Raw genomic sequence first — 19,564 nt, 5'->3', positions numbered from 1 at the left:
CCATTTCTTTGTAAAGCTGCGCCAAACCCTTTTAACTTCTTTCTTTCTTTCTTTCTTTCTTTCTTTCTTTCTTCGCGTCCTTCTCCCAAGGGGAGACGCTAACGCGAACGCGGTTCGTTTTTCTTTCTTCTACTTAAATATGGTTTAGCGCATCTTCATACAGAATTGGTATTAGATTGTAAACGAGGAAATCAGCACTCATTATGACTCAAGAACAACAAATTGCAATTGAAGGTATTTATGAAGTTTGTATTGGCATCCCAGAGCCAATTTCTGCAATTCAGTATTGGGAGCAATTTGGCTATCGCATTGGTGAAGTGGGCGAATTAACCGCAGATGTAGCCCATCAATTATATGGGGTGAATTCATCTTTACGCTCAATCCGCCTCTATCACCAAAATGCAGATCATGGTTTGATTCGGCTGATGGTTTGGCAAAACCCCACCCATGAAGGTTTGGGAATTGCATCGATGAAAATTAAGGGAAATCGTTGGGCGACAACCTTAACGGCGGATGTTTTAAATATTTTAAATCATATCGAGGATGCAAAAGCCACAGGTTTACCTATTAGGCACTCTAACCCTTATTGGGAAGTCATTTACAACAAAGAGAGAAAAAGCCGTCCTTTTATTGAGCCAGCCGTTGGTGTGCGAGAAATGCTGCTACTCCAACCCTTAGCTCGACAGGTTTTATTTCAACGGTTTGGGTATACATTACCGCATTACGGACAAGTTAATCATAATGCTGCTCTCAAGACTAGTCAGTTTACCCATCTGGGGATTATCGTTCAAGATGACAGCAAAGAAACCCTGAAGTTTTATGAAGAAGTTTTGGGTTTGCTGCGTGTGCGTGATGATGTCGAAACTAGCTATGAATCTTCGCCAGCAGGTCGAGATATTTTTGACCTTAACCCTGGTGAAAAGTTTATTGTCACTACCTTTGATGATCCCCGTTCTTCTAAGTCTGACTTGATGGCTGCACGCAGTGGTAGGCTTTATATCATTCGATTCCCAGAAGAGATTAATTTAGAATCGCGGTTTGAAGCAGCCCAACCAGGTAGCTTGGGTATGTCTTTATATACCTATCGGGTTAAGGGAATACAGGAGTATTGCGATCGCATCAAGGCAAGTACTGTACAAAAAGTTACAGACATCATTCCTAATGAATTTGGCGAAACGAGTTTTTCTTTTGTTGCGCCAGATGGCTACTTCTGGACTTTGCTAGAAGGTTTTTAACCGTCCTTTTAACGTTAAGTTGACTAGCTAGATATACCGAAATGAGTAAGTAAAAAGGCATTTGGAGAAAGCAATATGCCTTTTTACTTGCTGAATCTACTGAAATGAGTAAGCAAACAGGCATTTGGAGAAAGCAATATGCCTTTTTGCTTACTAAATCTACTGAAATGAAAAAGCAATATGTCTTTTTCCTGATTAAACTCGACTTAATTAAATGTGCTTCAGATCACTGGTCAGACTCCTAAATAAGTTACACATCGCACTAAAAGTTTAAACTTCTTTATTTACACCAATACCCAGTTCCTTTTTACTATGTTTTAACTGTTTCCAAAGCGCCCTAATTTGCTGGTAAGCTTCTTCCTGAGACAGTTTTCCGGCCGTTTCTAGACAAGTGATGTAACTAATTTTTTGGGCAAATTCTTGGAGGTTGGCATTAAACACTAAGTTCTCTGGCTGAAATTTTCCATAATATCGACTACGAGGGTAAAGAAAGCTGTTTTTGTCTTGCGAGTTAGGCTGTGTCATGAGTTTGATCTCCGTAATTTTTTATTAAGAGTTCTAGACTTAATTTTTACCTAACTGTAAATATACGCCAGTAAATTAAAAAGCGGTATTACTGCGTTGATAACATAAGCGCAAAAGGAGGACAAACAGCTCCTCTTGCGCGATTAATTTGGAAAAAGTACCGACCTGCACAATATGTTACATAGATGCGATCGGCATTGCAAATTCTACTTAGGCGATGGGCAATTACGATGGGATGCACCAGTGATAATTGCAACTTATCCTGGTAAAGATGCCATAGATTAATCTGGTTTTATTTTGGTTCACCAAAGCCCTGATCTGCCGTTAAAGTACTCTTATTGTAAGAAGGGATTTTCTCGATTTACCCCGAATTGAAGATTTCCTGGACTTATCGGTAATTCAGCCGGACATGTTGACTGAGATAAGAGTGTTCCATTAAATGTAAAATTAGTATTATTGGAATTCATCCCAGTACCACTGATCACAGAGTCCGCTTGTTCTACTACACCATTAAGTGAGATTGTTGCTACTGGTGAAGGTGGATTTGTGACTGCTTGCCAACTTGTCTGATCGGCACTAACGTTATAAGTAGCGTTTTGTCCAGAAAAGCGGAGGATGCCGTTGGTGTTAAATTGAAAACAAGCAGTAAAAGAATCTCCCCGACTCGAATTAACATTGACATTGTAGCTTTTGCCCTGCACTCCAGCTTGTACTGGCGCAGCAAACAAGATTATCTGTCCAAGTAAACAAGTTAAAACTAAACCACATTTAGATTGGATGATTTGCACTGACATAATTGTTTATCTCCCTTACATAATCAAGTAATTGCTTACCTTTACCCGTTGGTGACAGGTTAAGGTCATTAAGCATTTGTCAATAAGCAATAATGCTTAAAATTAAGTCAAAAGCGAGGTTGGAAACACAAATTTTCTAGCCTGCGATGCCGTTCGCATATCGTCTCGTAGAGAAGGCGGGCTACGTCTACGCATCCATCATATTTAAAATTATCGTTTATTCTTATCCTTAAACCCTAGTATAAAGCTTAATAAGATAGATACTCGATAGCATGGATAATTTACAGCATAATCACTATTGACAAAACCAATTATATCTTGAACTGTTATCAATACTCTATTTCTAGGAGAGAGTTCAGAGTGTATTGTATACAAACGAGAAGCGCTATAGTTAACGCTTTGCAAAAGTCCCCATCTTCAAGAGGCTAGGGGGGTAGATTTTCAAGGCTTTGATGTTACGAAAAATACTTTTCAAACATTCTCTTAGGGGTCTTTTTATTCCATAAGCTTGGGTTAAGCAAAGCGCAACCCAACAAAGCACCGGAAATGGTGGGTTTCGTTACTTACAGCTATTTATTTTCAGGTAAATAGACCACGCGGGTAGGGGCACAGCAATGCTGTGCCCCTACGACAGATGTGGTTCAAATAGATGAACACTGCTGTAAACGCTAGGTGCAACAAGAGTGGCTCCCCAACCTACGTAGTTTCAGGTTTTTGGCGTTAACCCAAGTGTATTGCTTTTTATTCAGCTAATTTGGTGGACAGTATATAAACCGTCAAACTCACGTTTAATTAAGATTCTGGAACGATCGCAACACCATCCCTGAGATTGAGCAACCCTGATATAATAACTTTATCTTCTGGCTGTAATCCTTCAATAACTTGGTAATTATTACCTTTAATCTCCCCTAGCTTCACTCGCTTTTGCCGAGCTACTTGTTGGGATACACCTTGGGGAGATTTTTCAGTTTCAACTACATAAACAAAAGTATCCCCAGCTATACGAGTCATTGCTGTTGTGGGGATTAAAACTCCGGGGCGCTGATTCCAGAACACTCTAGCCCTTACCAATTGATTTGCACGTAGCTGACCATTAGGGTTATTAAAAAGAGCTTTGATCAGTATCCCTTGTGTTTCATTACTGATATTAGGTGCAATGAAAAATATCCTACTTCTACCAAGCTTCTGACCTTGTGTGTTCATGACCTCCACTGGCATTCCCTTACGCAATTGGGGACTTTGCTGTAGTGGTACAGAGATATTGACTTCTAAAGGTCGATTTTGTGTAATATTAGCTAATTGTGTGGAAGTATTAACTAAATCACCGACTTTCACGGAGATGTCGCCAACTGTGCCACTAAAGGGAGCGGTAATTTTGTCGGACTGGAGTTTTTGAGTATTTACATTACCTTGCTGCAAAGCTTTTTCAGATTGCAATATGGTGGCTCGTTGTGCTTGAATTCTGGAATCAATTGCATCAAGACTAGTCTTAGCAGTGGCAAGCCTATCAGCATACTGATTGCGAGTCTGTCGAGATATGGCTCCTTCCTCAGCTAGAGTGACATACTTTTCGTAGTTTTGCTGGTATAGTTGCACATTAGTAACGTAAGCTGGTCGTTCTGCTTCCAAAGATTTGAGTGCAGCGCGGGCGCTTTCCAGTTGCACTAAAAATGCTTGAGGCACAGGATTGCTAAGAGCGATCGCTGCTTGTAGCGTAGAATCTACTTGGAGAATTGCTGTTCCTGCTGAGACTAAATCTCCCGATTTCACAAATATTTGGGTAACTCGGCCTTGAATCGTTGGCTGGAGCGTGACTGAGTGCTGGGACTTTAGGCTAGCAATAAAATCTGAACTTTCTTCAATTATGCCGCTTTGTACTGTCGATATTTTGACTCTTACCCCTAAAGGTTGAGCGTTAGCAGTTGAAGGTGCTGAATTTTGCGGAGTCAGCAAACGCCAAACTAGAAATGCTCCGCCCCCGAACAATAGTAGTGCAGCTAAAAACAGCCAAAGCCACCGCCGTTTTCCAGAAGGTGGCTCAAATGAGGTTTGTGGAGGTTTGTCTCCAAAATCAGTTTGAGGCTCAGGGGATGTCATGGCTTATGAGGAACTTAAGGAACAAATTAACTAGAATTCAATTAAAACTTCATCTGCTGATATTGAAATTACTGATTTGGCATGAGGTTTTGTGGCAAATTATGTGTTACCCCATCCAAATATACAGTTTTGATGATTCTATCTAAATCTACCGAAAGGTGAATCCCTAATTTTCCATCTGGTTATCATAGACCAGGTTTGATGATGCTGGCATACCCATGATTCCACCGCAGAAAGTCGGTGATCTGCCTGAGTTAAGGGACTTCCAAATAAAAAAATATCCCAAAACTGACGCAAAAATCCTCTCTATTTCTCTTCTCTCTGTGTTCTCTGCGTCTGGAGTGGTTCGTTTCTTTGGATAATTTATTTCTTGGAAGACCCTAATATAAACGGATCTAACTTTAGGAGCAAATTTTCTGCGTCCCTCTGCCATCCTACTCTGTGGGAAGGCGAAACGCCTATGCGTTTAAATTTCAACCCTCAATTCGCCACGATTTTACGCATTTGAATGAAATATTACGGTACTGCTCTTTCTGCGATGTCTACGACGGGCTGCGCCTACGCTAGGGAGAGGAGATTTTTTATGTAAGTTTTCCTAACCTAATATAGCAAGTGTTAGCGAAGCTCGCCGCAGGCATCGCTACCCTAAATTTTTAACCACTATGGTTTTCATCGGTAGGTATCATAACTGTGTATTACTACGATGTTCTTAAGTGTAGATTCTGCTTACATAGCCATACTTACGCATAATCACGTTGATAAACCTATCTGAAAGCAACAACTTAATTTTACAAAGTTTTAGTCAATTATTCACTTGATATTGCGGATATAAGTCGCCTTACATCTAGGTTTTGGCTGCTATTTAATCTAAATTTAGAATGTATTTCTTATGTGAATACACGCAAATCCTCTCGACACTAAATAAATTTGCCAGTAATCTAACTGAATAAGCAAATGAGGAAAACACTTTTAATCACCTCCTTAGATAACTAGAAAACAAAAGCTAAGTTCAAAACTTTAGTCATTTTCACTAGTGCTTATATCTGCGTAGGCGTAGCCCGTCGTAGACATCGCCGCGAAAGGCTAAACCCTTACTGATCACAGGGGGAGTTTATGCCTAATTTTGCTGAAAAATTCGAGTGCAATCACAACGGAGTTTCTCAGCATTAATCGACGGTCATTAATTGTCGTTTGGAAGAATACACACCTTTGGGATTTTTGAGGAAACTAGAATCATGAATAAATCAATTGTTTTCAAAAGCTTAAATAAGATTGGTATAGCATTAACAGCCTTGACTGCAATCGGATTTGCTACTACAAATTCTGCTAGCGCAGCAACAGTTACAACCCTCTTACAGGATGATTTTAATTCAGAAAATAACGGTGTTGGCACTTTAAATTACTATGATTTTTCCTACTGGAAGGTTGCAAGTGGATCTGTAGACTTGATTGGAAATGGTTTTTTTGATTTCCTTCCTGGTAACGGACTATATGTAGATATGGATGGAACAACAGATAAAGCTGGTACACTTCAATCTAAAACACCATTTAACTTTCAAGCAGGAGACACAGTTAACCTCAGCTTCCAGCTTGCTGGGAACCAACGATATGATACGAGTGATTCTGTCATCGTATCTCTGGGTGATTTGTTTAGCGAAACATTCTTACTACCCGGATCTCAAGGGTTTACAAACTTTACCCGAAGTTTTACCGTTGCTAACGCAACAAATGCCACATTAGATTTTAAAGGGATTGGCGGGGATGATGTTGGATTGCTGCTTGACAATGTTACGTTGACTAAATCAGTTCCTGAACCTGGTTTAATTATGGGTCTTCTGGCTTTCGGTGCTACTTCACTTCGCAAGCGCAAACAACAGCAATCCGCAATTAACGCCTAAATTATTCACCAAGATTTAAGTCCATAGTTTATAAATGCCGTGTTTTGCAGCGAACACGGCAATTTTTGATTTTGATGATCATTTGGGGACACCATAGTTGCAAATCTCATAGTCAAATATAGTCAGACGTTTTGTTAAAAATTTTGTAGCAGGTCTTAATTACCCACCAAATTCTCTCAATCCCCAATCCCGAATACAAATTTCTGCTGCCCAGTTCTTAAGTGTAGATTCTGCTTACATAGCCAGACTTACACATAATCACGTTGATCAACCTATCTGAAAGCAACAACTTAATTTTACAAATGTTTAGTCAATTATTTACTTGATATTACGTATATAAGTCCCCTTACATCTAGGTTTTGGCTGCTATTTAATCTAATTTGGAATGTATTTCTTATGTGAATACACGCAAATACTGTCGACACTAAATAAATTTGCCACTAATCTAAGTGAATAAGCAAGTGAGGAAAACACTTTTAATCACCTCCTTAAATAACTAGAAAACAAAAGCTAAGTTCAAAACTTTAGTCATTTTCACTAGTGCTTATATCTGCGATCGCATCGCAGCGAAAGGCTGAAACTTCACCTGTCGCACTTGAGGCGTTATGTGCAATTTCGCCGATATTTTTGCTGACATATTTGGTTGGCAAAATTCCTACTATTAAATACCAATTTTTTGGAGAAATATATTGTATGGCAATTTCAACTGTTATGAAAAACTTATCAATGGCTACTATTGGAGCAACATTTATAGCTCTGTCCACACTAGGCGTATCAAAGGCAGAAGCCGCGGTAATCGTTCTTGACTTTGAAGGAGTTGGTGATATAGAATATGTTGGTGATTTCTACAATAAAGCTCCCCACGACTTTAATATCACCTTCTCACGTAATGCATTGGGTCTTGTCGATTCTGATGCTGGCGGTTCGGGCAATTTTGGTGGTGAACCCAGCCCCGACACAATTCTATACTTTCTAGATGGCTCTGGTGTAACCTTGAACGCACGAAATGGCTTCGACACTGGGTTGTCATTTTTCTATTCGGCGGTCAATAAGGCCGGATTTGTGAATATATACAGCGGAGTTCGCGCCACTGGAGATTTACTTGCCAGTATACCATATTTACCATTAACAACGTTTAATGGAACACCTGACCCAACTGGCGAATTTAGCCCATTCGTTCCCATTAGCATATCGTTTTCAGGTATTGCCAAATCAGTAGAATTTGGAGGAACAAAGAATGAGATTGCCTTTGATAATATCACCTTGGGTTCCGTAATCCCTGGTGGTTCTAAATCTGTCCCGGAACCAGGTTCTATATTAGGTGTGTTAGCAGTAGGTGCTTTCGGTGCTAATACGCTACTGAAGCGCAAACAGCAACAAAAAGCCACAGCCAAGGCATAAAAGCATAACAAATTTACTTTAGTAACTGCCGTGTCTGCCATTGAAGGATACGGCAGTTTTTTATCTGGAGTTTTCCCAAATCGTCATTATCTCATACAACTTAGCCTAATTTCTAATCCCAAGCTGCTTTTTAAGGAATTACTAAGGGAGTTATGTCGCCGTCCGGTGCTAGAGTGAAAGGTGACATTGTTTAACTTTATGTCTTCTCCGACCTTATCTGAAATCTAGCTTCAATCATTAGGCGCAGCATGGTCACAACCGCAGAAAAAACAAACATAGGCTACATTACCCAAATCATTGGCCCAGTTGTAGACGTTAAATTTCCCGGCGGGAAATTGCCACAAATCTACAACGCTTTGAAAATCAAAGGCACCAACGAAGCTGGACAGGAAATCAACCTCACTGTTGAAGTACAGCAACTGCTGGGCGACAACCAAGTGCGGACTGTGGCGATGAGTTCCACCGAAGGCTTAGTGCGCGGTTTTGAAGTCACCGATACAGGCGCTCCCATCAAGGTACCAGTTGGTAAAGCCACTTTGGGTCGGATTTTCAACGTCCTTGGCGAACCTGTGGACAACAGGGGCCCTGTAAATGCTGAGACAAGTTTACCCATCCACCGCTCTGCTCCCAAATTCACTGACCTGGAGACCAAACCTTCGGTGTTTGAGACTGGGATTAAAGTTGTTGACCTTCTGACTCCCTATCGACGCGGCGGTAAGATTGGTCTATTCGGCGGTGCTGGTGTTGGTAAGACCGTGATCATGATGGAGTTGATCAACAACATCGCTACTCAGCACGGTGGAGTATCCGTTTTTGCTGGCGTGGGTGAGCGCACCCGTGAAGGCAATGACCTCTACAACGAAATGATCGAATCTGGGGTGATCAATAACGAGAGCCTCAATGATTCCAAAATTGCTCTAGTCTATGGTCAAATGAACGAGCCACCCGGAGCGAGAATGCGGGTTGGTCTGTCGGGATTGACAATGGCAGAGTACTTCCGGGACGTGAGCAAGCAGGATGTGCTGCTGTTTATTGACAACATTTTCCGGTTTGTGCAAGCAGGTTCGGAAGTATCGGCGCTACTGGGTCGGATGCCCTCAGCCGTAGGATATCAGCCCACATTGGGAACCGACGTGGGTGAACTGCAAGAGCGGATTACCTCGACAACAGAGGGTTCGATTACCTCCATTCAGGCAGTATACGTACCTGCGGATGACCTCACCGACCCCGCACCTGCTACCACCTTCGCCCACTTGGACGGTACAACAGTGCTGTCTCGCGGTTTGGCATCTAAGGGAATTTATCCCGCAGTTGACCCCCTGAATTCCACTTCCACGATGCTCCAGCCGAATATTGTCGGTGACGAACACTACAATACGGCTCGGGCGGTGCAATCAACTCTGCAACGTTATAAAGAACTCCAGGACATTATCGCCATTCTCGGTCTAGATGAATTGTCTGAAGATGACCGTCTGATCGTAGCGCGCGCCCGGAAAGTTGAGCGTTTCTTGTCCCAGCCGTTCTTTGTGGCAGAAGTATTCACCGGTTCTCCTGGTAAGTACGTGAAGTTGGAAGATACCATCAAAGGGTTCCAAAAGATTCTGTCTGGTGAGTTGGATGATCTGCCAGAACAGGCTTTCTACTTGGTTGGCGATATTAACGAAGCGATCGCCAAAGCTGCAAAAATCAAAGGTTAGTCATTAGTCAAGAGTCATTAGTCATTGGTCATTAGTCATTAGTTCAAGTGCTAATGGTTAATGGCTAATGGCAAGGGACAAAAGACAAAGGACGAAGGACAAAGGACAAAGGACAAATGACATTAACCGTTCGTGTAATTTCCCCAGATAAAACAGTATGGGATGCCCCAGCTGAAGAAGTCGTTTTGCCTAGCACTACTGGTCAACTAGGCATCCTAACTGGACACGCACCACTTTTGACCGCCCTGGATACTGGTGTAATGCGAGTCCGCGCCGCTAAAAATCAGAATTGGGAAGCGATCGCTCTTTTGGGTGGCTTTGCCGAAGTCGAACAAAATGAAGTGACAATTCTGGTTAACGGCGCTGAACGTGGCGACAAAATTAACCTTGAAGAAGCTCGTGCTGCTTACAACCAAGCAGAAGCGCGTCTGAATCAAGTTTCAGGAGGCGATCGCCAAGCCCAAATTCAGGCAACCCAAGCCTTCAAACGCGCCCGCGCTAGGTTTCAAGCGGCTGGCGGTTTGGTCTAATTGAACTTTCTATTTCAACTTTGTAGGTTGGGCAATGTCCAACCTACAAGATATTTATTAATTTTTAAAAAAATTACGCCAAGTTTAAGAAATCGAGGTCAGCCTTGGTGAAGTGTTAACTTAACTAATTAGTTGTCCTAATGGGCACAAATTATGAAAAGCTTTTCATCTTTGCTTGGTACACGTAAACAAAATAAGGTAGCTCGTTTTGCAGCATCTATTGTAGCAACATTAGCGATCGCTGGTAGTATTCATTCTGCCAATGCTACATCTGTAAAAATAACTACTGCAAAAGAAATCGCTTCGGCGACTGTCCAGCTAAATCAGACCACACCAAATATTGCCCAGTTACAGACTAGCAGGACTCAATATCAAGCTGCTGGAATTGATCCTTTTGTACTGGTTCCCATCGTCCTTGTTAGCGGTTTAGTCATATTCGTCCCCCTGTTCTTTGGCGGACTGGTAGTGATTGGCGAACGTGAAGTTGGGATTGTGGTGAGGAAATTTACCCTTTCCGGGCGTGGACTCCCCGCCGGCAGTTTGATTGCCCTCAACGGTGAGGCTGGCTTGCAAGCAGATACTTTAGCTCCTGGTTGGCACTGGGGCTATTGGCCTTGGCAATATTCTGTAAAGAAAGAGCCGGTAATTGTCGTTCCCCAAGGGGAAATCGCTTTGATTGTGGCCGCAGATGGAGCATCCAACCCACCAGAGCGGATTTTGGGTAAAATTGTAGGTTGTGACAACTTCCAAGATGCTCGGAAATTCCTGACCCAAGGTGGCGAAAAAGGGCGGCAAATGGGTTTTCTCACGGCTGGTACCTACCGGATGAATACTGCCCTGTTTAAAGTGATCATGGCAGCAAACGCCAGCGCTCATGGCATGACTCCAGAACAGTTGCGGGTGTACAGTCTGGCATCTGACAAAGTTGGCATCGTCACCACCTTAGATGGTGTACCAATTTCTGCTGGTGAACTCGCAGGGCCGATAATTGACGGACACAATAACTTCCAAAATGGTCAGAAATTTATTGATGGTGGTGGACGGCGAGGCTTACAAGAGCAGACCTTGCTTTCTGGTTCTTGGAACTTGAATCCTTGGTTTGTTCAGGTTGAGCAAGTGCCGATGACAGAAATTCCCATTGGGTATGTGGGTGTGGTGATTTCTTTCGTCGGTAAGGCGCATCAAGATGTCAGTGGTGCAGCTTTCACCCACGGTAACTTGGTAAATCAGGGACATAAGGGTGTGTGGGTCGAACCGCTATATCCTGGTAAGCATCCGATTAATTCCCGGATTATGAAGATGGAACTGGTGCCAACGACCAACATTGTCTTAAACTGGTCAGGTCGTACTGAACGCCACAGCTATGATGCTCAACTAGCTTCTCTAACTGTGCGATCGCGTGATGGATTTGCCTTTGATTTGGAAGTAGCACAAATTATCCACGTCGGTGCTTTAGATGCCCCGAAGGTAATTTCTCGCGTCGGTGCAATGCAAAATCTGGTAGACCATGTATTAGAACCGACTATCGGTAATTATTTCCGCAACTCAGCCCAAAACTGTACTGTACTCGACTTTCTAACTGCTCGGAGTGAGCGACAAACTGAGGCTTCTGAGTATATTAAAACAGCATTGCGGGCTTATGACGTGCAAGCGATCGACACCCTGATTGGTGATATTCAGCCACCAGCATCATTAATGCAAACACAGACAGACCGGAAAATTGCTGAAGAAGAACGCAAGACTTATGAAGTCCAGCAGATGGCGCAAACCCAACGGCAGCAGCTTGTTCGGGAAACGGCACTGGCTAATATTCAGCAAGAAATGGTGAAATCGGAGCAGAGTGTGCATATAGCTGACCTAAAAGCCCAAGCCCAAATTAAGCAGGCGAACGGTGAAGCTGAGGGTACAAAACTCCGGGCAATTGCTGAGGCTGAAGGTATTCGTGCCACAGGTAACGCGAAAGCTGAAACATACAGTGCTGGTGTGGAAGCTTTGGGGCCACAAGGTTATACAGCAATGCAACTAATGCAGATTATCGGCGATCGCAATGTCCGCTTGATTCCAGATATCTTAGTTGGCAGTAACGGCAGCAATAACGGCTTAGTGGATGGGCTACTATCCCTGATTTTATGGAATCAAACCGGTAAGGGTGAATTGACACCAACACCTTTGCATCCACAACCATTAGTTACCAAAGCACAACCAACCGCAGAAAATGGTCTTCCACCTATAGTTGTGAATTTTCCGACGGATAAGTAACATTCCTAATAATATGAATCGGCGAGTGTACATCTGTACAATCGAATAGCTCAAAAAAACCTCACCCTGGTTCTGCTACGTAAAACCTGTCCCTCTCCTTGGTAAGGAGAGGGATGTCCGTCAGGACAGGGTGAGGTTTTGAATTTTGAATTTTGAATGTGGCACATTTTAATGTGGCACATTAAACCGAAATTTCACTATATTTTTTTCCTTAAAATATGTATATATCATTACTAATTTAAAAGCCTGTTGGAGGGCTACTATGAAATACTGTCGCCCCCGACTTCAGTTTAGAAGTGGCTGGCTGTTGGCTATACTTACTGCCATAACAGCTACCCCTGCAATAGCACAGACAGCAAATTTTGGTACTTTCAGCCTGTCAACAAACTTTAATCCAGCACAAGGAATAGTGCAGGGGTTTACAGGTGGTTCTTACTCATTGTCTGCCATAAGTAACCGTGATCGCGATCAAAAAGCCTGTATCGGTTTTGCCGATCCTACTCCAGATCATATTATGGTTTTGGAAAAGGACTTTTCCCAGATGACAATACAAGTCGATAGCAACAATAGCGACACCACTTTACTGATCCAAGGACCAGATCAAACGACGATTCGTTGCGGCGATGACACTGGCAAAAGTAAAGATGCTAGCGTTAGCGATCGCAACTGGAAAAGTGGCACCTATCGGATTTGGGTAGGTACATTTAATCCTGGAGTCAAGCGCGATTATACTCTGAAGGTAGAGCAGCAGTGAAGTGGGGAGCAGGGGGGAGTGGGGAGTGGGGATGAGGGAGATGAGGGGGACAAGGGGAATAACCCATGCCCAATGCCCCAATGCTCAATGCCCCAATGCTCAATGCCCAATGCCCCATGCCCAACGCCCAATATTCCATTCCCAATTTTTACGCTTAACACCTGAGAGGATAATATGGGAGAGTAGCTTGTTGTGCTTTCCGAGGGTGCTATCTCGTGCTATCTATACTGCGTGCTGACTTTCAGATCATATTTGAACGTGACCCAGCTGCCCGTAACTGGTTAGAAGTTTTATTTTGTTACCCTGGTTTGCAAGCCCTGCTATTCCATAGGCTGGCTCACTGGCTGTATATTCTTGGTCTTCCCTTTATTCCCCGCCTGATTTCTCACTTGGCTCGGTTTTTGACTGGAATTGAAATCCACCCTGGTGCAGTAATTGGGCAAAGTGTGTTTATTGACCACGGCATGGGTGTAGTAATTGGTGAAACTGCGATCGTGGGAGATTATGCTCTCATTTATCAAGGTGTCACCCTTGGGGGTACTGGTAAAGAATGTGGCAAGCGCCATCCCACCGTGGGTGAAAATGTGGTATTCGGAGCTGGAGCGAAGGTGCTGGGCAATATTCAAATTGGCAATAATGTCCGTATTGGCGCTGGGTCTGTTGTTCTAAGGGATGTGCCTTCAGACTGTACTGTAGTAGGCGTGCCTGGGCGGATCATATATCGTTCTGGAGTCCGGGTTGCACCTCTTGAACACAATAACTTACCAGATTCGGAAGCTCAAGTAATTCGGGCTTTAGTAGACCGGATTGAGGCGCTAGAAGAACAAATACAAACTCTTCAGCGCACCAACTCTTCTGCAAAAACTCTTGTCTTCGCAGGTTGTGTAGCTTCTAACCAAGCTGATTTATCACAAGATGCTCCTGTGTGTAGCCTTAAAGATAAGGCAATACAGGAGTTTCTAGATGGTGCTGGCATTTAAATAAAGTTAGGAGTTAAGAGTGAGGAGTGAGGAATAAAAATCACCAGTAGTCGAACAGAATTAATTACACAATGTAATTGCGAATGAACCAACTTCCAGGACTATTTCATTCTTGGCATAACCCGCCCGGAAATAAATTTCCTTTTCTTATAGTCCAAGTCGGTTAAAACGGACTCAAAAGCTTATTAATAGTCGGTTAAAACCCACTTTAGCTATAAGATGGGGAATTTATTCCCTGGCGGACTACTACGGTGTACACACAAATCCTAAAAACCAAACCTAACTTGATAAGGCTTTCCTCGTTCCTCGTTCCCATACTCAGTATGGGAATGCATTCATTGAGTCTCTGGCTCAATGCCTGACCGGAGGCAGAGCCTCTAATCAGCCATTCCCATGCTCTGCATGAGAACCAGAGAACAATGGGAAATCGAGCTTTTTTGGACTTGTGTGTACACCGTAGGGCAGACTAGGGGAGAATGAAATAACCGTGCTTAACTCCTAACTCCTAACTGAAAAAATTAAGGATTAATTTTTTCACAAAACCACTCTTGATTTTCATCACGCTGATAAAACCTTCGATTTTGTGGTTCGCCACGTAATTCTAAGTGATCTATCTGCACCGGATCGAGTAGCAGTAGGCAAAAATTAGGCATTGGCTGCACGGGGTCGGGTGCTGATGGTGCAAAAGCTTCTGGGGTTTCGACTCTGGGTTTACCAGGATGCGGCCAAGCAAACTGTAAACGCGCCGCATCACTCAATTCTTGCCACATACTGATCCGGGCTGGCTGTAAATCCTGGTCAGAATCATCACCGCTTACTAGGGTCAAACAACCTGTGATTCGGAATTGTTCTCGTGTATTGGGAAAGTACCAGCAAACTTCTGCCCAAGGTTGTTGCTGTATCTGGTCGGCTTTGGCGCTACGGACATCGGTGATAAATTTTAGCTGGTTTGTATCTTCCAGAAAGCCGCGAAAAACTAGGGTACGATTAGCGGGGCGACCGTTCGCTTGCACCGTTGCTAGTTGGAGGTAACGGGCATAAACAAGGCTGCGGTTGCGATGGAGCGCATGGGCGATCGCGCTTCGCCAAGGAGCAAGAGACATTGTAAAGTTCCGTACCTAAGTATTGAGTATACTACTTTATATGTTAACAAAACAGAAAATCTCTAATTATGTATAAATGGTTACAATCCCCGTAATAAATTTAACTGCCTTTACCAGTGGCAACACCACAACTCGGCAAACTGTTATCAAACAAATCTATCAAGCTTGCCATGAAATTGGCTTTATGTACTTGCAGAATTCAGGAATATCAAAAGACCTAATAAAGCAAGTATTCACTCAGAGCAAATCTTTCTTCAATTTACCTTTAGAAGTTAAGCAAAAGCAAGCTTGGAGTGATGAATTTAATAACACGGGTTATGTTGGTCTTGAGAGAGAACGTCTTGACCCCAATAAACCAGGCGACCTGAAAGAGGTGTTGAATTTAGATAAACAAGAGGCTGTAGACATAGATGCTTCTATTCTCGCCTTTTATGATAGTTGCACAGAACTTGCTAACACGGTATTGCAAGCATTTGCTTTGGCGTTGGAATTGCCAGAAGATTTTTTTATCACAAGACACAATCAACAAAATCATACCTTGCGATGGCTCCACTATCCCCCATTGCAGACACCACCCAAACCCGAACAAGTGCGTGCTGGTGAGCATTCCGATTATGGCAGTATTACATTACTTTTCCAAGATGACGTTGAGGGATTGGAAGTAAAGACAGCATCTGGAGAGTGGATTGCCGCGCCTGCAATTCCTGATACTATACTAGTCAATACTGGCGATTTAATGCAACGGTGGACAAATCATCTGTTTTGCTCAACTAAGCATCGGGTAATGATTCCGAGCGATCGCAGGGTGAACCAGTCCCGGTATTCTATCGCTTTTTTCTGTCATCCTAATGATGATACAAAAATTGCTTGTTTGGAGAGTTGCCAGAAAGAACAATCGCCTATTTATCCCCCTATCCTTGCGGGAAAATATCTTTTAAGTCGTTTAAAAGCAACTTATACAAATTCGTGACCGTAGGAGAATATCTGATCATAAATGACAAAAGGACTAGGGCGAACCTACCGTAAGTAAGCTCGCCCTAACTTGTATTTAATGTTGAATTGTCGTCGGAAGTTTGGAAATTCTACCTACGGCACGCTACGCGAACGTGGAGCCTGGGGTTAGGGTATAGAGAAAATCAGGAAAATCTTACCAAATTATTCAGGAGCCGTGTGAGGTTAACGTCTCATGCACGGTTTGTCAACGCCGAGTCAGGAGGGTGAATTCCTGGCTTAGGCATCCACTTATGACAATTGCAAAACTGACTTTTTGTTGACTCGACGAGTCATAACTGAAGTTGCACCCACAAAACCAATCACCAAAACTCCTAATAGAGAAGAAGACTCAGGAACTGCTTTGGTAACTACACTACCGGTGATACTCTTGTAGCTAGTGGCGACTGTGTGATTATCTGATTCAAAACCAGTTCCGCCAATATTGCTGAATTGAACCTGATCAAAAGTTCCGGCAACATCATAGAAGTTGATGAACGCATAGGGTTCTCCAGAATTCTGATTTGCGAATGTCGAATTAGGATTACCGTAGTAGCTGGCTTTATTTGTTAACGCTGCGATATATTTAACCACATCAGCAGTAGTTATAGTTTCTACAACCTTACCTTGTGAAAGAAATGTAAGTACGTTATTAGCGTCTCCTGCAGACCACCAAAGTCCAAAGTAACTTTGTGCGGTTGTCAAATTTAGGGTAGAAACCGTTTGACCAGATATGTTGGCGTTTACATCAAAATATTTGCCTGTTCCACCAGCACCACCATATTGGTCTGCATTCACAATCAGAGTATTCTTATAGCTACCAACATTTGTGGTTCCATCATTCGATTGAAAGCCTGTTGCACTGTAACCTGCTGTTTGTGCATCAAACGTTTGCACATGAGCATTCAGAAGATTTGATAATTGTGCATTTTGTACGCCTGCGTTTTCTATCGATACCGTAAAAGACGAAGCCATTACAGGACGGGTAATAGTAGCTAAAGACAAAACGATACCAGAAGCGATCGCGGACTTAATTAAAAGACTTTTCATTGTTACAATTCTTCTCGGTTTTAAAATTTTTCTCGTTCAAAGCCCATTGTGCGATATGCTTCTAGATTTAAACATCAGAAGGATTACTACTTTTTTGATTTGATTCTACCCAGATAAAAATGTAATTTATTGGACTTCATTTAGAGTAAAATCACTGATATTAAGTTCTGTAACATCTATCGCTTTATGTAGAGAGCGCAAAGTTATCGGTGCTAAATTGTAAACAAACTTTTTTTATAAAAGGTGCTATTTTGTGACTTGCAGGCAGTTTATATTTTTAGGGTTCTAGATAAAGAAGGCATGAGGCATGATGTCACCCGGAGGATAATTTGTCCGGGTCTGGAAGCATCAGCTTATCTGCTACTGGTCTTTCTCCAGTCAAGTATACCACCTGAGTTTTTTTGACATGGATAATAACATCAATTAAACTACCTATTGCAATCAACAAAAGAATCTTTATCAATGCATCCAATTGAAGAAGCTGCTGTTTCTACTCGCGTTATCGGTTTAATTAGTGGCACATCTGTAGATGGTATAGATGCTGCGTTGGTAGAGATTTCCGGTACAGAATTGGATCTCAAAGTTGAGTTGCTAGCTGGGGTAACATATCCCTATCCAGCCGAACTTAGAGAAAGAATATTAGCAGTTGGTGCAGGCGTTGCCATCTCAATGGCAGAATTGGCAGAAATAGATGATGCGATCGCCATTGTCTTTGCTCAAGCCGCCCAAAATATTCAAATTGGTCATCAGCCAGCCACTCTTATTGGCTCCCACGGTCAGACAGTTTATCATCGACCACCTGCGGATCGGGAAATCGTGAAGAAAACCACTCCCCACTCCCCACTCGGCTACAGTCTGCAACTAGGGCGCGGTGCATTAATTGCCCATCTTACAGGCATTACAACTGTGAGCAACTTCCGCGTTGCTGATATCGCTATTGGTGGTCATGGTGCGCCTCTGGTGCCCAGAGTAGATGCCTATTTACTCAGTCATCCCCAGGAGGGGCGTTGTATTCAAAACATTGGTGGTATTGGTAATGTTGCTTATATTCCGCCTCGGCATGGCGACTGGCTCTCAAAAATTCGCGCTTGGGATACTGGCCCAGGAAATAGTCTGTTGGATCTGGCGGTGGAGCATTTAAGCGCTGGTGCTAAAACTTACGATGAAGATGGCAATTGGGCAGCGAGTGGTACTCCTTGCCATCCATTGGTAGAACAATGGCTCAACCAAGACTACTTTCATTTACCACCGCCTAAATCCACTGGTCGAGAGTTATTTGGTGTGACTTACCTGCATGAGTGCTTAAAAGATGCCCAAGCATACCAACTTAATGCTGCCGACATACTGGCAACTCTTACGGAACTTACAGCTGCTTCAATTGTCCATAGTTACCGCACTTTTTTGCCGGAAATGCCACAACGCGTACTATTATGTGGCGGTGGTAGTCGCAATCTCTATTTGAAACAAAGATTACAGTTATTGTTGACATCAATACCAGTCTGGACTACAGATGAAGTCGGCTTGAGCGCAGATTTTAAAGAAGCGATCGCCTTCGCGGTTTTAGCCTACTGGCGACATTTGGGTATTCCTGGCAACCTACCTACTGCGACTGGGGCACCTCAAGAAGTGCTTTTAGGAGAAATTTACCGAAAAACTGGGTCTAAAGCCCCGTCATAAAGGACGGCTTTTCTTCCTGTAGTCTATCAATCCAGTCTTCAATCAACTGAGTCATCGTCTTAGTTAAATCTACGACTGGTAAAATAGCGGGATTTGATTTTGGACTCAAGACATTTCTCACTTGCTCGGATGGCCCTAAGATTGAATCACCCCAATTCTTTAAACAATCACTCAATACCATTAAGAAAGTCAGCAAGCATCACTCTACAAAGTTAAAAGGTTCGGTCAACCGGGAACGATCTAGAAAGAATTTAGTACGCAAGCATGAGGATGTTTCTAACCATAGGCGTGATTGGTTTTGGAAGCTAGCTCATGGACTAACGGATAGATTTGATGTGCTATGTTTTGAGACGTTAAATCTCAAAGGGATGCAATGTCTCTGGGGTAGAAAGATATCAGACTTGGCTTTTGGTGAGTTTATTCAAATCCTAGAATGGGTTGACAAAAAGAAGGATAAGCAATTGGTATTCGTGGATCAATGGTATCCATCCACCAAGACTTGTGTGCGATTCGTTTAATCTAAACCGAGAAATCGGGGGATGATTAGCCTCTATGGGGTAATCCTCAAAAGGAT

Annotated in this window: 16 protein-coding genes and 2 pseudogenes; 12 read left to right on the top strand and 6 right to left on the bottom strand. The window is 42.9% G+C overall.

Features of this window, described 5'->3' with window-relative positions:
* Positions 1-203 precede the first annotated feature (203 nt).
* Positions 204-1,235, top strand: a complete 1,032-nt coding sequence (locus V7L05_RS19665; protein ID WP_335166434.1) for a VOC family protein — start codon at positions 204-206, stop codon at positions 1,233-1,235.
* Between the two features lie 270 nt (positions 1,236-1,505).
* Here the strand turns inward: V7L05_RS19665 and V7L05_RS19660 are convergent, their stop codons facing one another.
* The 3 genes from V7L05_RS19660 to V7L05_RS19650 all read right to left on the bottom strand — a co-directional run bounded on the left by V7L05_RS19660 (position 1,506) and on the right by V7L05_RS19650 (position 4,651).
* Positions 1,506-1,760 carry a DUF7219 family protein gene (locus V7L05_RS19660; protein ID WP_335166432.1) on the bottom strand — a complete coding sequence of 85 codons (255 nt, stop codon included), beginning with the start codon at positions 1,758-1,760 and terminating at the stop codon, positions 1,506-1,508.
* 335 nt (positions 1,761-2,095) lie between these two features.
* Complete coding sequence (locus V7L05_RS19655; protein WP_335166430.1) at positions 2,096-2,554, bottom strand: hypothetical protein; 459 nt, start codon at positions 2,552-2,554, stop codon at positions 2,096-2,098.
* Between the two features lie 792 nt (positions 2,555-3,346).
* On the bottom strand, positions 3,347-4,651 hold the full coding sequence (locus tag V7L05_RS19650) for an efflux RND transporter periplasmic adaptor subunit (RefSeq protein ID WP_335166429.1): 1,305 nt from the start codon (positions 4,649-4,651) through the stop codon (positions 3,347-3,349).
* A gap of 1,235 nt (positions 4,652-5,886) precedes the next feature.
* On the opposite strand from V7L05_RS19650, the gene V7L05_RS19645 reads away from it, so the two are divergent.
* Positions 5,887-6,549, top strand: coding sequence for a PEP-CTERM sorting domain-containing protein (locus V7L05_RS19645; RefSeq protein WP_335166427.1), 663 nt, complete (start codon positions 5,887-5,889; stop codon positions 6,547-6,549).
* Between the two features lie 524 nt (positions 6,550-7,073).
* On the opposite strand, the gene V7L05_RS19640 is transcribed toward V7L05_RS19645, so the two are convergent.
* The gene (locus V7L05_RS19640) at positions 7,074-7,199 is read right to left on the bottom strand and encodes a hypothetical protein (protein ID WP_335166425.1); all 126 of its coding nucleotides are present in this window, start codon (positions 7,197-7,199) and stop codon (positions 7,074-7,076) included.
* Positions 7,200-7,839: 640 nt separating this feature from the next.
* On the opposite strand from V7L05_RS19640, the pseudogene V7L05_RS34790 reads away from it, so the two are divergent.
* The 7 genes and pseudogenes from V7L05_RS34790 to cysE form a co-directional block, all read left to right on the top strand.
* Positions 7,840-7,950: pseudogene (locus tag V7L05_RS34790) on the top strand (PEP-CTERM sorting domain-containing protein); the annotation flags it as partial.
* Positions 7,951-8,198: 248 nt separating this feature from the next.
* Positions 8,199-9,647 carry a F0F1 ATP synthase subunit beta gene (atpD, locus tag V7L05_RS19630; protein WP_335166422.1) on the top strand — a complete coding sequence of 483 codons (1,449 nt, stop codon included), beginning with the start codon at positions 8,199-8,201 and terminating at the stop codon, positions 9,645-9,647.
* A 116-nt stretch (positions 9,648-9,763) separates the two neighbouring features.
* Positions 9,764-10,177 carry an ATP synthase F1 subunit epsilon gene (atpC, locus tag V7L05_RS19625; protein ID WP_335166420.1) on the top strand — a complete coding sequence of 138 codons (414 nt, stop codon included), beginning with the start codon at positions 9,764-9,766 and terminating at the stop codon, positions 10,175-10,177.
* 153 nt (positions 10,178-10,330) lie between these two features.
* Entirely contained in the window at positions 10,331-12,436 is a 2,106-nt protein-coding gene (locus tag V7L05_RS19620; RefSeq protein WP_335166419.1) for a flotillin family protein, read from the top strand.
* A gap of 262 nt (positions 12,437-12,698) precedes the next feature.
* Positions 12,699-13,190 (top strand): hypothetical protein, encoded by a 492-nt coding sequence (locus V7L05_RS19615; protein WP_335166417.1) that lies wholly within the window; start codon positions 12,699-12,701, stop codon positions 13,188-13,190.
* Between the two features lie 18 nt (positions 13,191-13,208).
* Positions 13,209-13,355 (top strand): histidine kinase, encoded by a 147-nt coding sequence (locus tag V7L05_RS19610; RefSeq protein WP_335166415.1) that lies wholly within the window; start codon positions 13,209-13,211, stop codon positions 13,353-13,355.
* 50 nt (positions 13,356-13,405) lie between these two features.
* Positions 13,406-14,170, top strand: a complete 765-nt coding sequence (cysE, locus tag V7L05_RS19605) for a serine O-acetyltransferase (protein ID WP_335166413.1) — start codon at positions 13,406-13,408, stop codon at positions 14,168-14,170.
* A gap of 518 nt (positions 14,171-14,688) precedes the next feature.
* On the opposite strand, the gene V7L05_RS19600 is transcribed toward cysE, so the two are convergent.
* The gene (locus V7L05_RS19600) at positions 14,689-15,273 is read right to left on the bottom strand and encodes an Npun_F5749 family FMN-dependent PPOX-type flavoprotein (RefSeq protein WP_335166412.1); all 585 of its coding nucleotides are present in this window, start codon (positions 15,271-15,273) and stop codon (positions 14,689-14,691) included.
* A 76-nt stretch (positions 15,274-15,349) separates the two neighbouring features.
* Between V7L05_RS19600 and V7L05_RS19595 the strand changes: the two genes are divergently transcribed.
* Positions 15,350-16,243, top strand: coding sequence for an isopenicillin N synthase family dioxygenase (locus V7L05_RS19595; RefSeq protein ID WP_335166411.1), 894 nt, complete (start codon positions 15,350-15,352; stop codon positions 16,241-16,243).
* A gap of 272 nt (positions 16,244-16,515) precedes the next feature.
* On the opposite strand, the gene V7L05_RS19590 is transcribed toward V7L05_RS19595, so the two are convergent.
* Positions 16,516-17,313: an Npun_F0296 family exosortase-dependent surface protein gene (locus V7L05_RS19590; RefSeq protein ID WP_335166410.1), complete on the bottom strand. Its 798-nt coding sequence runs from the start codon at positions 17,311-17,313 to the stop codon at positions 16,516-16,518.
* Between the two features lie 462 nt (positions 17,314-17,775).
* Here V7L05_RS19590 and V7L05_RS19585 point away from each other — a divergent pair, with 462 nt between their 5' ends.
* Complete coding sequence (locus V7L05_RS19585) at positions 17,776-18,990, top strand: anhydro-N-acetylmuramic acid kinase (protein WP_335166408.1); 1,215 nt, start codon at positions 17,776-17,778, stop codon at positions 18,988-18,990.
* A 62-nt stretch (positions 18,991-19,052) separates the two neighbouring features.
* Positions 19,053-19,493: pseudogene (locus V7L05_RS19580) on the top strand (RNA-guided endonuclease InsQ/TnpB family protein); the annotation flags it as partial.
* Positions 19,494-19,564 lie beyond the last annotated feature (71 nt).

Source organism: Nostoc sp. (genome assembly GCF_036917755.1).
Lineage (GTDB): Bacteria > Cyanobacteriota > Cyanobacteriia > Cyanobacteriales > Nostocaceae > Nostoc.
The sequence above is the reverse complement of the archived record's forward strand: the minus strand, read 5'-3'. Positions and strand labels throughout refer to the sequence as shown.